Raw genomic sequence first — 13,568 nt, 5'->3', positions numbered from 1 at the left:
ATCTAACAAGATGAAAATAAATCTAATTAATATATAAAAAAAGCCATTCTATCTTCGCAGACAGAACGGCTTCATGTGTCGATAAGTTTCACTAACTCTTATTTAAAATTTTATTAGAAAACAGTATCGGGAGATAGATACATACTTACTCGATTACCTCGCCCTTCTCATTCAGAACAACCGTCTGTTCCTTCTGATCTTTGTCGACAAGGACGACTTTATACTTCTTAGCACCGTCGGCACCGGCAACATAGGCTTCCTTCACCGTACTGCCCTCGTAAGACTTGGCGATTGCATCCTGCACGGCCTGGGGAAGTTCCTTTACCTCGATTTTCACAAAATCGTCCTGCATTACGTTTTCGACTGATACCTGTACAGTCGATGCCTGTACACCTTGTGATGCGAATGCCACACATGCTACTACCGCTACCATTAAAACAATCTTTTTCATGACTCTAACAATTTAAAAATTAATACCTAAGTGATTACTAAAACCTTTATTCAATCTGATCAAACAAGTACAAGGATCGTACCACAACAGCATGCCAAAAACATGATAAAGTGTCCCAGAGCTTACAAAATAAGGGGTAGAAAAAGAGCAAACCATCGGATACCCAACCATAAAACATGGGAAAAAGTGTAGAAGTCCGTGTATTTTTTCTACAATAAATGTGGCACACCTCTTCCAATCTCCATTTTAATTGTTAATTTAGCCACATCATTAATGAAATCTAATAAAATATGAATTTAAGTGATCCCAAAGATTGTCTGTATTGCCAGAACAATCAGACTTTACACGAGCTGATGATCGAAATCGCTCCTCTCTCGGTATCCAGACTGTTCCTGTTCAAGGAACAAACGTATCGCGGGCGTTGCCTGGTTGCCTACAAAGACCACGTACACGACTTGAACATGCTCAGCGACGAAGAACGGAACGCATTCATGGCCGATGTCGTACGGGTGACCCGCGCGATGCAGAAAGTATTCAATCCACAAAAGATCAATTACGGCGCTTATTCGGATAAACTGTCGCACCTTCATTTCCACCTGGCCCCGAAATATGAAGGAGGCCCTGACTTCGGCGGAACATTTACCATGAACCCGCAAAAAGTATACTTGACGGATGCGGAATACCAGGATATGGTTGAAAAGATCAAAGAGGCGTTATAAGGCAGGCACAGAAGTTGCAAAAGTGGACGCGGAAGATTTCCGGACATAACATATAGGAAGGTGTGTCAAAATCTCCTTGTCCCCGCACTTGATGCGGGGATGCAAAAGGACAGACCTTATCAATCAGACTTTTATAGGGCTGGTTTTAATGCGATCCCGCGTCAAGCGCGGGAACAGGATAGTTTCGACACACCTCTTACTCTATTAATGCTTCCGTGTCTGCTTACTTTACAAACGAAGACTTCAGCAGGTAATCGGCACTTTTCTTCACGCCTTCGAACTGATGTCCGCTGCCTGTACCTTCCATTTCAACGAAATAGTCCTTATGGCCGTTTGCATAGAAATGCTTGAATATCTGCTCGAAGTTCATCATGCCGGAATCCCCCAGGACATAGCGGTCTTTGATATGGAGCACTTTGATACGGTCTGCATATTTCGTGATATACTCGACCGGGTCCTGCTGGCCCATCACGGCCCAGTAAACGTCCATCTCAAAGAAAACCAATGACGGGTCCGTATTCGCCAGGAAGATGTCATACACTTTTTCGCCTTTGTTATGGCGTCCGAACTTCATTTCCGTGCCGCCGGGAACCACCTTGGCAAATTCCATGTCGTGATTGTGGTAACCGAACGGTATGCCGGCCGCTTTCACGATCTTTCCGGCTTCGTTGAAGACTTCACAAACAAATTTCGTTTCTTCCACGTTACGGGTACTGGGCTGGCCGGGCTGCACCAGATATTTCACTCCTAACTTGGCATGGTCGTCAGCCGTCTTCTTCCAGTATTCCTTTATTGTATTCAGGTTGTCTTTCGTGTATTCGCGAACAGGAGGATTCACATGCGAACTCAGAATCGTAATGCCGGCATCATCCGCCATCTTCTTGAAATCCATCAATTCGATATCACGGATCTTGCCTTTCCCATAACCGGCAAGTTCGATGGTCTGATACCCCATCTTTTTCAACTTCTTCATTCCTCCCGGAACATCCTTGTAGAGCTCGTCGCCTAAAGAATAGATTTGTAAACCGATGTTCTTGGCCGCCGTCGCTTCGAAAGCGGCAGATGTCGCAGGCTGCGCTGCAACGGCATTCCCTACCTTACCGGCCATCAGGCCACCCAACGTAAACAGGGACGCGTTTTTCAAAAAGTTTCTTCTATTGATCATGGTCTATTAAATTTAGATTGCTCCAAAGGTATGATTTTATTCTGGAAATCATACAAAAAGCCGTTTGAAAAAAAATCAAACGGCTTCCTGTTCTTTCTTCTGCACCTCAGATAAACTCGTTCACCGACGAGACGATGCTTCCGTCGAACAGATTGATGATCCGGTGGGCGAAACTGGCATCGTGCTTGGAGTGAGTCACCATGACGATCGTGGTCCCTTCCCGGTTCAGTTCGGTGAGCAATTGCATCACTTCGGCTCCGTTCTTCGAGTCCAGGTTACCGGTCGGCTCATCGGCGAGGATGATCTTCGGATTCGAAACGACAGCACGTGCGATGGCCACACGCTGCTGCTGTCCCCCGGAAAGCTGCTGCGGGAAATGACCCGCGCGGTGGCTGATGTTCATCCTTTTCAGGATATCGTTCACCATCTGCTTACGCTCGCCGGCTTTTACTTTCAGGTAGGTAAGCGGGAGTTCCACGTTTTCGAACACGTTCAGTTCGTCGATCAGGTTGAAACTCTGGAACACGAAACCGATGTTGCCTTTGCGGACCTGCGTACGCTCCTTCTCCTTGAGATGCCCGACTTCCTTGCCTGCCAGGTAATAATCGCCCGAAGTCGGATTGTCCAGCAGCCCCAAGATATTCAGCAATGTAGATTTGCCACATCCGGAAGGTCCCATGATAGCCACAAACTCGCCATCTTTCACTTCCAGGGAAACATTATTCAATGCAATCGTCTCCACCTCTTCCGTACGGAAAAACTTACTTAAACCTTCGATCTTTATCATGACTTTCTGAATTATGTTTTTTTGATTTTATTCTGATTTTATGTTCTTTACCGGATTTTCGTTAGCGACATGCCAGTTCTGGTACGTCACCGTCATAAACGTGATCACGCCTACGGCCAGGAAAGCCAGCGGCAACACCCACCAATACATCGGCGTACGGTAGGCGAAATTCTCCAGCCAACGGTGTACGCCGTACCAGGCGACCGGAGCACCGAAGACGAAGCATATCAGCAAAATCCAGAAGTAGCTCACATTGAACATATACAAGATTTCTCCCGTCGTCGATCCCAACACCTTGCGCACGGCGATCTCTTTCCGCTTGTATTCGCTTTCGAACACGACAAGGCCGAACACGCCCACAATCGAGATAAAGATAGCGACAAGGCTGAACAAGGTGATCAAAGAACCGATCTTCAATTCCTTTTCGTAGGTATGCTGTAAAACCTCGTCATAGAAACGGACCACAAAAGGATACTCCGAATCGAACTTTTCCAGCGACTCGCGCACATGCTCCATTCCGGAGCGAAGGTCGCTTCCCGCCTTGAACTTCACATAGGCGGTATTATAATAGTTGCCTTCCTGCCCCCACTGGTATTTGCCCCAAAGATAGAAAGCCATCGGGGTAACTTCCTGGCGGAATGAGGCGAACTTGATATCCGGGATAAAACCGATGATCTCGTCACCGTCGATCTTTTCGTTCAACTTCAATTCGTACTGCGCCTTCGCCTTTTCGTTGAATATATAGCAACCCGTCTCCTTCTGATCGTCTTCCGGACGGAAATCACGGCCTTCCTTGACCTCTATCCCCATCACTTTCAGGAAAGAAGAAGAAACAGGAAGACACTGGAAATTGATGTTGTTCCCATTATAGTCACGCCCCCATCCCATGTACTGGTCCTGGCTCGAAAGCAGGAATTGGGAATAGGTCACATCCTCCACGCCGGAGAACGATTTCAACCGGTCCGTGAAAGCATCCCGGTTCTTATTGATATTATCATTCAGGTGCACGATAATCATCTCCTCCTTGTCATATCCCAACGGCGCATTCTGCATATAATGATTTTGCAGGTACATAAACAAAGAGCCGATAATCAGGATGAAAGAAGCCACAAACTGGACCCCCACCAGCACGCTCCTCATCCGGCGCCCGGCAAGCGAGAGGCCGAAACTTCCTTTCAACACCAATGCCGGCGGGAAAGAGGTGACATAGTAGGAAGGATAAAGGCCGGCCAGCACTCCCACGATCGCCGCGATCACGGCCGTGCCGGCAATGATCATCGGCTGCGCCCCGAACGAGATGTCGGCATCCACCAGCGAGACTACCGGTGTTTTGGGGATTATGTATAAGAAAAGAAGCGAAAGCAGATAAGCAAACAGACTGACGCAGACCGCCTCTACCAACAAACTTCCACGCAACGTACGGTCGGAACTGCCCAACACCTTCTGCGTGTTGATGCTCTTGATGCGCATAGGAGTCAGCGCCGTGCTGAAATTGGTAAAATTGATACCGGCGATAATAAGGATGACAAAAGCGATGGAGAAAAGTACCAGCAACGTCTGGCGGCTCGCTTTCGGCATCGAATCGAAATCCACGTTATTCAGGAAATGGACATCCGGCAAAGAGGTCAGGCGGAGATCCAAGCTATTCTCCTCCCCCCATTCGAACTCATTGCCGAAGGCTTCCTTCGCATTAAAATTACGCTTGAAATTGTCCAACACCTCAGCCTTATCCATCCCCTCGCCCAGACGGACAAAGAAAAAATAATTCCAGTTTCCCCAGTTATCATAGTTTTCCTTCGGACTCATCGACGTGTACATGACGTTCTTCAAAGCAGAGTTACGGGGAAAATCCTTATACACGCCTTTCACGATTTTCGCATCTTCCATAGGATTGGCAGAGATCAGTTGCTTGCCTACCGCCGATTCGTCACCGAAGATCTTTCTCGCCATGCTTTCCGGAAGGACTACGCTATTGGGCTCATCCAAAGAGCGCTCGCTTCCTTCGAGCATATCGAAACGGAACACTTCCAAGACTCCGGGAGTCACGTTCCACGCATCTTCCTTGTAGCTCGTCCGCTGTCCGCCATCCTCTATATAGAAAAAACGGCTTTCGGTCCAAGCACTCAAAAGGCATCCTTCCTCTATAAGAGGCGAAGACCCGGTAAACGCCCGCGCGAACGGACGGCAGATAATGGCTTGCGACCCTTTGCTTCCGTGCACGATATCCACCCGGAAGATAGCATCGGCGTTCGGGTGGCTGCGGTCGAACGTATAATCATAATTCACCTGCATCATAATGAGCATAAACGCCACAAAAGCAATGCTCAACCCCAGCACATTCAAAACAGAAGCCGTCTTGAACCGGCGGAGCACACTAAAGAAATTTCGCAAAATCGTTTTCATATCCAACTGTTTTGCTTCAATAATAACAAAAAATATGCCAAATAGCATAATAGGCAAATAATCAATAAAATAGATATCCAACAATTCGAACAGACTGTCTAATAATTAGACACCACTGTCTATTTTCTTGACACTTCCTCTTCCAATCCCGCATACTCCTCCCTGGCGTCGAAGCAAGGGCAGGCCTTGCGGATGTAAGGACTCAGTTGGCAATGCCCCACTATCTTCGCCTCCGGATAGTCCCGCCGGAGCTGGCGGAGCAGGTCGAGCAGCGAACATTTCTGGGCGTAGGTACGGGTGTCGGAAGGGGTTCCCGCCTCATCGAGACCGCCTTCATAACAGATGCCGATGCTCCGGTCGTTCCACCCGGCTGCATGTGCGCCGATCTGGTTGACGGGACGGCAACGGTGGAGATAGCCGTCGCGGGTGATATAGAAATGATAGCCGATATCGGCAAATCCTCTCGCCTTGTGTGAAGCCCGCAAGGCCTCCACCGGGAAATCGCGGTCATAGCGCGTCGCGCTGCAATGAATTATCAGGAGGCGTACCTCCCGATAATTCTGATAGAAACATCCCGCCGTCATAACGAGCAGGCGCTTATGCCGAGCGCACCGGCAATGGCGCTGGCTACGGCGATGATCACTTTGAGGAGCACTCCCCAGACAGATTTCTTTTCGTTTTTTTGTTCCATGATGAGATTTATGATTTATGATTTGAAAAGCATGGGGCAGGGTCCCGCCCTACGCTTTTCTCTTGCTTTTAATTGTCAATTATCAATTGCTTAAAGTTCTCCCGGCCGGTCATCTTCGCCTCCGCTCCCACCTCCTTCGTTCGGTTTCTTCGACAGGTCGACCGTCGTCTCGCCTGCTTTCTCGGCACGGAGTACGGCACGTACGGATGCACGGCTGGGTACGGGATTGAAACTCATACCGTTGAAGATCTTTTTCAGATCGTCGCCGGGAACGAACTGGATATTGACTCCGGTGATATTGGTGGCAGTAAACACCTCCGCGCTATCGGCTCCCCGGCTGGTCGCCTGCAAACGGAACTTGCCCAACTCGCCGAAATCAACCTGCTCCCCGTCGCGCAGGGCCTCGATCATATTCTCGACCACACTGATCAACACCGCTGAAACATCCGCACGACTCACGGTCGTCTGGGCCGCGACACGTTGCGAAAGCCCTTTCAACGTAAGCTCCTTGCTGACCTGCGAACGGGCGTAGGCTTTCTTCGGATCGTCCGGCTTACGCGGATTGCCCAACAAAACAATACTGTAATTTAATGGCATAACCTTACTTTTTTTAATGAATACTTCTCTGCTATTAATCTCTGAGACAAAGATACGGCAGGCGCAAAAGGCGATCGGGAGACAGGATGAGACAGTGTGAGCCAACCATGAATAAGGTTAGATATATAACCGATTCATGAGCAGAAACACTTCCGTATCCCAGATTTTTTCCGTATCTTTATAACCATACAATCAAACAGAAAAATCATGAAAATCCGTCCCTACAGCAAGAGCGAACTGGCACAGGCCTATGCACCGGAGATCACCTCCCAGGCCGCACTGAACCGGCTCGCCGCCTGGATACGCCTGAACCGCCCGCTCACGGAAGCGTTGCGACAGACCGGCTACTACACGAAACAACGGCTCTTCACCTCCCGGCAGGTGGCACTGATTTTCGAATATCTGGGAGAACCATAGGATATTGCACAAAACTTTCCGGTTGTTCCGTTGCCTGTTCATGAATAATACCTACATTTGTGAATCACATAACAAATAGAAAAAACATTAACTATGGAAGATCAAGATCCTAAAATCATGGCAGAGAAAGAAAGAATAGAGTTACAAGACCGGTATATCCGTTTCGATTGGGCCATCAAACGCTTGTTGCGGCAGAAGGCTAACTTCGACGTGCTCGACGGTTTCCTGACCGTCATGCTGAACGAAGAGATCAAGACCGTCGAAATCCTTGAAAGCGAAAGCAACCAGGGAAGTGCCGACGACAAGTTCAACCGTGTCGACATCAAGGCGCTCAACAGCAAGGGGGAGATCATTCTCGTCGAGGTGCAGAACACCCGCGAAATACACTATCTCGAACGTATCCTCTACGGCGTAGCCAAGGCCATCACCGAGCATATCTCCCTGGGCGAAAGCTACCAGAAAGTGAAGAAGGTGTATTCCATCAGCATCCTCTATTTCGACCTCGGTGTCGGAACGGACTATTTCTATCACGGGCAAAACCATTTCGTTGGCGTGCATACCGGCGACCTCCTGCGTATCAACATGCGCGAACGCGATGCCGTCATTCCCCGCCTGCCGTCCGAGATCTTCCCCGAATACATCCTGATCCGCGTGAACGAGTTCGACAAGGTAGCAAGCACCCCGCTCGACGAATGGATCGAATACCTGAAAGACGGCACGATCCGTCCGGACACGACCGCCCCAGGCCTCCGCGAAGCCCGCGAGAAACTGAAATACGACTCCATGACACGCGGGGAACGCCACGCCTACGAAGAGCACCTCACCAACGTCGTGATCCTGGAAGACGCCATCGAGAATGCCAAGTGGGAAGGGCTCACAGAAGGAAAGGCAGAAGGCCTCGCAGAAGGTCTCGCAAAAGGTGAAGCGAAAGCCTTGCACCAGACCGCCGCCAACATGAAGCGGATGGGCATGGATGCCGCCGCCATTTCAAGCTGCACGGGGCTGACGGCCGAAGAGATCGGGAAGCTATAACCCTGCCACACCGCCCGGCATTCCCATGATTGCCGCCCGGCATTTGCAGGAATGCGGGCCGACGTTTGTAGGAACGCGGGCCGGCAATCATGGAAATGCCGGAAGACGGACCTTGCGGGATTTGACACAATTGGCACATTTGACATAGGGTTGCTAAACTATATATAGGTAATAATATATATTCTGGTATATATACCTACATAGGTATATTAAATAATTAATTATTTATCTCGCGTATATATATTTCTACAACCCTATGTCAAATGTGCCAATTGTGTCAAAAAAACGGGCCGGAAGCAAAAAATCACAATCCCAAAGCGCCGGATCTCCGTTCCCTGTCGATATCCTCCCCGGTCTTTTTCACAGTGATATAGCCCCTTTTCCCTTTATACCGGATCGATTCGAACTCCAGCCCCGCCATGATACGCCCGATTTTATTCGGACTCAGGGGGTAACGCAGGCATGAACTGATCTGCTCCAGGATATCGGCCGCCGTGACGAAGATGCCCGCCTCGCCCTCGAACGGTTTGCGGAAATGAGTACGGATCAGGTCTTCTTCGAGGTTGGGGACTTCGAAGCGGCTGTTATGCGTGTTCAGCACCCGTATCTCCTCCTGCGAGAACCAGTGGCAGAAACCGCTTTTCCACAAAGCATAGGCCTGGCTGTAGACCAGCTCGTAAGGGATGGCATGCTGATGCGGATCCCGGATCTGCGACACCTCGAAAGGCAACCAGCGGCGGTTGCCGGTCGGGTCGGTCAGGAACTGGACATTATTGCCCGTGCCGCAAAACGAAGCGATATGCGGATGGCGCTCCTTGTTGCGCCCGTAGGCCGCCCGCTCGTTGACGTAGGGCATGGTGACCATCGCCTTCAACTGGTTCAACTCGGCAGGCCGCATGCCGTCGAGCTCCTCGAAGCAGATCAGGGCGAATTCGGTAAGCGAAAAGAGATCGTCCTTATTCAAGCGGTCGCTGTTCGTCTTCGTATAGAAATAGCAGCGCAGTTCGGGTGGCAGCAGGAAGTTGAACCAGGTGGTTTTGTAAAGCCCCTGTTCGCCGATAAGGACCAGGATCTCATGGTTCACGACCGTATCGTCGAGCAGCGCGGGCAATATGCCGACAAACCATTTCCGGAAATAGTCCCTAAACTCCGCCTGGTCGCTTTTGACATGCACCGTATCGGCCAGGTCGCCGATAGGGTCGCTCACGCCGTCCCATGATGGCAAATGGTCGAAATAGGATTGGAAAGGGTTGAAGAGGGGGACGAACTCGGAATGTATCACATTGTATATATCCGTCAGATAGACGCGTCCCACCGTTTTGTTCATCCGCCCCCAAAGCGTATTCACGTCACGGTCTGTCAGCGGCAGGAAGCCGGCCTCCTCCGTCCAGCGGATTTCACAATGGTGCGTGATGACATTGTGGCGGAACTCCGCCTGCGAAAACAGGAACGCCTCGATCGCCTCCACCTCGGCCGGCTTGTTCGCCTCGTCTGCCTCCCATCTGCCTTTGCCGCCAGCGCTCCGGGGCAGGCGCACGGAGCCATGCTCCTCCTCTCCCGCGTAGCAGGAACGGAAGGTGCTCCCGACGTTCTCCGCGCCATAATCGGCAAACGCCTCGATCGCCCATGCGACGGCCTCCGCCTCCGGCACGCCATAGAGGTTGAAGAGGTAGCCGGTGCGCATGACATATTCGTTATGGTGGCCCGGCTCATAGCGGATTCCTTCGTCCTCCAGCCGTTTTCCGGACACCTCGGCCGCCTTGCCCGCCGTTGCGGTATAGCGTCCCGGTTTCGCCTTCTGTCCTTTCGGCCGACCCGGTTTCGCGGAGGGAGCAGGCGGCAGCTTGACCTGGAGCGGCAGGGCTTCCGGATTGTAATAGGCGTCCGGATCATAAGCCGTACCGCTGATCCGTTCGGGATTCTTGCAACTGCTGTCGTATTCCAGCCCGGCGAGGCGGGCGAAAAGTTCGTTACCCTGTCGGTAGCCCTCCTGGTAGACCCGGAGCGTCTTCCGATCGGCAGGGTCGGCGTCCGCGACGGAACTGCCGTCTTCAAAGAGAAAAGCGTAAATGACGCGCAGCCCTCGTCCGCTGATCGTATGGTAGGCCAAAAGGACATGGGGGTCGGCACAGACCGCCGCAAAAGCCTCCGCCATCCGTTCTTCCGGTATATGATCCAAATCGCAAAGGCTCAAACCGGTATAAGCCTTAATATGCATGCGCTTCCTGCCTCCTTCGCATCGCACGGCGGGAGTGAAGGCGGGGCATGAAGTCTTTTCGCAGGCCGACATTTGCTTGTTTCCTACCCGGAGGTAGAAGCGGAATTTCTCGGTACGGTCACGCAAGTCGGAGTCGGTAGTGATGAGCCGGTAAACACGGTCCAACGTGATCTCCGATGGGGTTGTTTGCTTGAAATTGGCAAACAGGCTGAAAGATTTTTCCATAATACTATTAAAATTAATTATACATTTGCACTCGCTGTCATAAGCAGCATAAAAATACGGACTATCCGGCAAACAAAAGTTCCCACATAAGGGAACCGGACAACCGAAAACTTCCTGCTATTTAACTAATTATAACTCATATCATGACAAAAGACTTCAAAAATCCCGGCCTAATCAGCCAAGTTGCCGAATTCATCGACAAGAAAAGGATCGAAGAGGGCATCAGCATCGACACCCTCTGCCAATCGGCCCACATCAGCAAACGTATCTACATAGACTTTAAAAGGGGCTGAAGCCGGCAACGACGCTCCACTGGTTCTTCCGCCTCGCAAATGCCCTCAGCCAGCACACGGACGAAGAAAAATTCAAGGAAATATGGTTGGAAATCGCGAAAATAATGACTAACTTAGAGGAGTAAAACCAAATGGCGAATGATTGTCTTCCACCTGTTTTTCATAAAGCTGCTGATAGGAACGGTCCTGCATCTGACCGCCCCCCGGACACTCTTTCCGGAGGCCTGCTCCACCCTGCTCTATTCTTCCGACGGGCAGTTGTTAGGGGCACGGATCGCACCGGACGGGCAATGGCGTTTCCCTCCGGCAGACAGTCTTCCCGGCAAATTCGTGACCTGCCTGCTGACCTACGAAGACAAACGTTTCTTCCGGCATCCAGGAGTAGACCCGGTTGCCATCGTCCGAGCCATGCGGATCAACCTCAGCCGGGGCAAGGTCGTCAGCGGGGGGAGCACGATCACCATGCAGCTGGCACGGATCGCGCGGGGCAACCGCGACCGTACCCTGTATGAAAAAATGGTCGAAACCGGCTATGCCCTTCTCCTGGAAACAGCCTTCGACAAACATCAGATCCTGAACTTCTATGCCTCGCACGCCCCGTTCGGAGGGAATGTGGTAGGCATCGAGACGGCGGCCTGGCGCTATTTCGGGCGAAGCGCCGCCGACCTCTCGTGGGCCGAAAGCGCCACACTCGCCGTCCTGCCCAACTCGCCCGCCCTGATCCATCCCGGACGTAACCGGGCACGGCTGAAAGCCAAACGCGACAAGCTCCTGACCGCCTTGAAGGAGAGAGGGATACTGGACGAAACCGAATACGGGCTGTCGCTCCTCGAACCGCTTCCCGAAGCGCCCGTGCCTCTGCCCGACAAAGCCCCTCACCTGCTCGAACGGTTGGCGGCCGACGCTCCGGGAACGCGCATCACGACCTCCGTCAACCGGATGTTGCAACGCCAGACACAGGAGATCGTCAACCGCTACGCCCGCGACTACGCCTCCAACCACATCCATAACCTGGCCGCCCTCATCGCCGATGCCGAAACGGGCGAGGTGCTGGCCTATGCGGGAAACGTCACTTTCAAGGCCGACGCCCGCAAAGGGAACCAGGTAGACATCATCACTTCGCCACGCAGCACGGGCAGCATCCTGAAGCCCTTTCTTTATGCCGCCATGCTGCACGACGGGCAACTGCTCCCCGGTACGCTCGTTTCAGACGTTCCCCTGAACCTGAACGGCTTCTCGCCGCAAAACTACAACAAGACGTTCTACGGGGCGGTCCCGGCACACCGGGCGATCGAACGTTCGCTCAACGTCCCGCTGGTACGGATGCTTTCGGCCTACAACACGGGGCGGTTCATGTCGCTGCTGAAAAAGGCGGGCATGACCACGCTGCGCTTTTCCGAAGAACATTACGGGGCTTCGCTGATCCTGGGAGGCGCCGAAGGGACGTTATGGGACCTCACCGGCATGTATGCTTCACTGGCGCGTACGCTCGCACATTACCGGACTTACAACGGGCGGTATGACCCGGCGGATATCCATCCGCTCACTCCTTTCCCGGCTCCTCCGGCCGATCCGGTCCGATCCGTCGCCGACAGAAGGCTGACGGACAAACCGCTCCTCTCCGCCGCCTCCATCTGGTTCGCCTTCGAAGCGATGTCGGCGCTGAACCGCCCTGAAGAAGAGGCGGACTGGCAGCAGTTCGGCTCCATGAAGCAGGTGGCCTGGAAAACGGGGACGAGCTATGGCGGACGGGACGCCTGGGCGATCGGGACAACCCCGCGCTATACGGTCGGCGTATGGGTGGGCAACGCTTCGGGAGAAGGCCGGCCGGGACTGACAGGCGTGGGCAATGCCGCTCCCGTCCTCTTCGACCTGTTCTCGCTCCTTCCGGGAAGCGGCTGGTTCGACATGCCTTACGACGAACTCCTCCCGATGGCCATCTGCCGTCTCAGCGGGCACAAGGCATCCGCTATCTGTGACCGGGTAGACACACTCTACATGCCGCGCTCGGCCGACAAGACGGAAGTCTGCCCCTACCACCGGCTTGTCCATCTTTCTGCGGACAGCCGTTTCCGGGTGAACAGCTCGTGCGAATCGGTCGGCCGGATGATCGCACGCCCGTGGTTCGTACTGCCTCCTTCCGAAGAATATTATTACCGGAACTATCATATCGACTACGCTCCCCTGCCTCCTGTCAAACCGGGATGCGGCGAAGACAGGGGCCGGCAGATCGAACTGATCTATCCGGAGCATAACGCCATCCTTTATCTTCCGAAAGGCTTCTCCGGCAAACGGGAGCAGTTTGTCTTCAAAGCTGCCCACGCCCGTCCGGATGCCATCCTCTACTGGCATCTCGACGACACGTATGCCGGCGAAACGACAGACCACCACCAGATCAGCTTCTCCGCTTCCCCCGGCAAACATCGCCTGACGCTGATCGACGACCAGGGCAATCGAAAGACAATATCGTTCGAGGTGAAATAATCAAAACAGTTTCTAAAAAAGGCTCTTTCTGTAAAGTTTTTACTACCTTTGGCAGTCGCAAATGAGATAGTTAGTGTTACATTAGT

General features: G+C 52.3%; 13 protein-coding genes. 5 read left to right on the top strand and 8 right to left on the bottom strand.

The features are described 5' to 3' along the window. Positions 1-145: 145 nt before the first annotated feature. Positions 146-451, bottom strand: a complete 306-nt coding sequence (locus BHV83_RS16550) for a hypothetical protein (RefSeq protein ID WP_005648700.1) — start codon at positions 449-451, stop codon at positions 146-148. Positions 452-741: 290 nt separating this feature from the next. Here BHV83_RS16550 and BHV83_RS16545 point away from each other — a divergent pair, with 290 nt between their 5' ends. Continuing rightward, the gene (locus BHV83_RS16545) at positions 742-1,170 is read left to right on the top strand and encodes an HIT family protein (RefSeq protein WP_005635255.1); all 429 of its coding nucleotides are present in this window, start codon (positions 742-744) and stop codon (positions 1,168-1,170) included. Between the two features lie 223 nt (positions 1,171-1,393). Here BHV83_RS16545 and BHV83_RS16540 read toward each other — a convergent pair whose 3' ends face one another. From BHV83_RS16540 to BHV83_RS16515, 6 genes are all read right to left on the bottom strand, one after another. After that, positions 1,394-2,335: a sugar phosphate isomerase/epimerase family protein gene (locus BHV83_RS16540; protein WP_005635257.1), complete on the bottom strand. Its 942-nt coding sequence runs from the start codon at positions 2,333-2,335 to the stop codon at positions 1,394-1,396. 106 nt (positions 2,336-2,441) lie between these two features. After that, on the bottom strand, positions 2,442-3,122 hold the full coding sequence (locus BHV83_RS16535; protein ID WP_005635260.1) for an ABC transporter ATP-binding protein: 681 nt from the start codon (positions 3,120-3,122) through the stop codon (positions 2,442-2,444). Between the two features lie 27 nt (positions 3,123-3,149). Next, the gene (locus BHV83_RS16530) at positions 3,150-5,525 is read right to left on the bottom strand and encodes an ABC transporter permease (RefSeq protein WP_122131937.1); all 2,376 of its coding nucleotides are present in this window, start codon (positions 5,523-5,525) and stop codon (positions 3,150-3,152) included. Positions 5,526-5,644: 119 nt separating this feature from the next. Then, the gene (locus tag BHV83_RS16525; RefSeq protein WP_005635265.1) at positions 5,645-6,109 is read right to left on the bottom strand and encodes an N-acetylmuramoyl-L-alanine amidase; all 465 of its coding nucleotides are present in this window, start codon (positions 6,107-6,109) and stop codon (positions 5,645-5,647) included. Beyond that, positions 6,106-6,216, bottom strand: coding sequence for a smalltalk protein (locus BHV83_RS16520; protein ID WP_005635268.1), 111 nt, complete (start codon positions 6,214-6,216; stop codon positions 6,106-6,108). The genes BHV83_RS16525 and BHV83_RS16520 overlap by 4 nt, the downstream gene beginning before the upstream one ends. A gap of 90 nt (positions 6,217-6,306) precedes the next feature. Next, complete coding sequence (locus BHV83_RS16515) at positions 6,307-6,813, bottom strand: HU family DNA-binding protein (RefSeq protein ID WP_005635270.1); 507 nt, start codon at positions 6,811-6,813, stop codon at positions 6,307-6,309. A 207-nt stretch (positions 6,814-7,020) separates the two neighbouring features. Between BHV83_RS16515 and BHV83_RS16510 the strand changes: the two genes are divergently transcribed. After that, positions 7,021-7,230: a DUF4248 domain-containing protein gene (locus tag BHV83_RS16510; RefSeq protein WP_005635272.1), complete on the top strand. Its 210-nt coding sequence runs from the start codon at positions 7,021-7,023 to the stop codon at positions 7,228-7,230. 93 nt (positions 7,231-7,323) lie between these two features. Next, positions 7,324-8,262 carry an Rpn family recombination-promoting nuclease/putative transposase gene (locus tag BHV83_RS16505; protein ID WP_122121376.1) on the top strand — a complete coding sequence of 313 codons (939 nt, stop codon included), beginning with the start codon at positions 7,324-7,326 and terminating at the stop codon, positions 8,260-8,262. 304 nt (positions 8,263-8,566) lie between these two features. On the opposite strand, the gene BHV83_RS16500 is transcribed toward BHV83_RS16505, so the two are convergent. Beyond that, positions 8,567-10,705 carry a VapE domain-containing protein gene (locus BHV83_RS16500; protein ID WP_286757761.1) on the bottom strand — a complete coding sequence of 713 codons (2,139 nt, stop codon included), beginning with the start codon at positions 10,703-10,705 and terminating at the stop codon, positions 8,567-8,569. Positions 10,706-10,848: 143 nt separating this feature from the next. Between BHV83_RS16500 and BHV83_RS16495 the strand changes: the two genes are divergently transcribed. Both BHV83_RS16495 and pbpC read left to right on the top strand, forming a co-directional pair. Beyond that, positions 10,849-10,998, top strand: coding sequence for a hypothetical protein (locus BHV83_RS16495; protein WP_005635280.1), 150 nt, complete (start codon positions 10,849-10,851; stop codon positions 10,996-10,998). A 138-nt stretch (positions 10,999-11,136) separates the two neighbouring features. Continuing rightward, complete coding sequence (gene pbpC / locus BHV83_RS16490; RefSeq protein ID WP_286757760.1) at positions 11,137-13,482, top strand: penicillin-binding protein 1C; 2,346 nt, start codon at positions 11,137-11,139, stop codon at positions 13,480-13,482. Positions 13,483-13,568 lie beyond the last annotated feature (86 nt).

It is taken from the genome of Parabacteroides sp. merdae-related_45_40 (assembly GCF_001915675.1).
Note: the sequence above shows the minus strand (reverse complement) of the source record. Positions and strands in the feature narration are given on the sequence as shown.